This is a genomic window from Chryseobacterium sp. VD8 (genome assembly GCF_037149975.1).
Taxonomy (GTDB): Bacteria; Bacteroidota; Bacteroidia; order Flavobacteriales; family Weeksellaceae; genus Chryseobacterium; species Chryseobacterium indicum.
Genome location: NZ_JBBCQL010000417.1, coordinates 1 through 1,386, shown reverse-complemented (window position 1 = coordinate 1,386; position 1,386 = coordinate 1). Strand labels below are relative to the sequence as shown.

General features: G+C 31.5%; 2 protein-coding genes. Both read left to right on the top strand.

Translation table 11 applies throughout. The annotated features are described in order from the left end of the window. The first annotated feature begins 156 nt into the window (after positions 1-156). Positions 157-636, top strand: a complete 480-nt coding sequence (locus WFK35_RS22760) for a hypothetical protein (protein ID WP_336734917.1) — start codon at positions 157-159, stop codon at positions 634-636. Position 637: 1 nt separating this feature from the next. Further along, complete coding sequence (locus tag WFK35_RS22755; protein WP_336734915.1) at positions 638-1,306, top strand: hypothetical protein; 669 nt, start codon at positions 638-640, stop codon at positions 1,304-1,306. Positions 1,307-1,386: the final 80 nt, after the last annotated feature.

Sequence of the window (1,386 nt, the reverse complement as noted above, 5' to 3'; positions counted from 1 at the left end):
TGCCATTATAAATGTTGTCGGAAAGAAAGGATGGTTTGAAACCTCTATTATTCCAATAAAACCAAAATTAAAAAATTTTGAAATGTGGCCACAGCCAATCATTACAATTGTTCTTAATAATTGGCGATTTGATAAGTAATTTAATGATTAGAAAATATGTTTGAACTGCCTATTCATTACTTCTTTATAGCATCAATCTGTTCTGCAATCATTGTCGGTATTTATTATTTTATTCAGAAGAAAAATATTATTAAAAATTACAGACAGGAAAATTCAATTGAACTTAAAAATATCAGCGGAACAATAATTACAGACAAAGGTTTTCTCAGTTGGGGAATAGAATTCGGTACATTTGATCTGTTGATCAACGATAACTCAATTTTTTTATTTCTGAAAAGTTTAGGTTTTATTCCGGGACGGACTACAAATTTATTTTTTTCAAATTCCAACAGAAAAAATACAAAAAGAGGTGTTTTGCTCAGAGAATATAAAATTGACCGAAAAAGCGTTAAACTTGTTTATTATCCTGATCATCTGATGAACAGGAGTAGTCAAATTATACTGAAAAATCTTACTGATGAACAGCTTTCCATTTTAGAAAAAACATTAGAAGGCAAAAGCCGCAGAATGTATTAATATGAAAATAGAACTTATACCCGTCATAGAAGTCTCAAATTACGATGAGGATCTGGAAATGCCTTCCGGTTCGTATTTAGAATTTCCGGATGAGTGGGAAAGATATAATATTTCTGCTAACGTAAAGGCGGGTTTTTCCGAAAGTTTTAGAGCTTATTTTAAAAGTTCCTTTTTTTACAGAATAACTGAAATTTCTGATGCAGATCTGTTGAAAATCATTCACAGAGAAATTGAAATTCAGCAGACTGAAGAAAATCGCGGAATTGATGATTTGGCATGTTCCATGAGTGGCGGTTACATTTTAAAGATTAATGATGTAGACACGTATTTTCCACAGTGTTGCGGAAGACTTAAACACATCACGGAATGGGAAGATCTTGTTTCAGACGAAGGAAATTCTTGTTTTTATACAGGACATCCCTCTCCGAAGGTTGAAATACAGCAACATAAGATCACTTTCGATTTTTTACATTCTATGCCTCCGGAAAGTTATGCTTATCCTGTTTCAGAGGATCAAATTGAAGTAGATAAAGAATCATTAAAAACAGCGGTTGACAATGCAAAAAAAGAGCTTCAGTATTTTTCTCAACAGCTCATCAGAATTAATAAAAAAGAAAACTTAAATATTCCTGAAATTGATAAAATATTCATTTACGGAATTGATGATTAAAATATATTATGCCGGAAACTTTAATCTTTTTCACCGCTTTACTGGGAATTTCAAATTTCCATTATTTCCTCTTTTTCAGG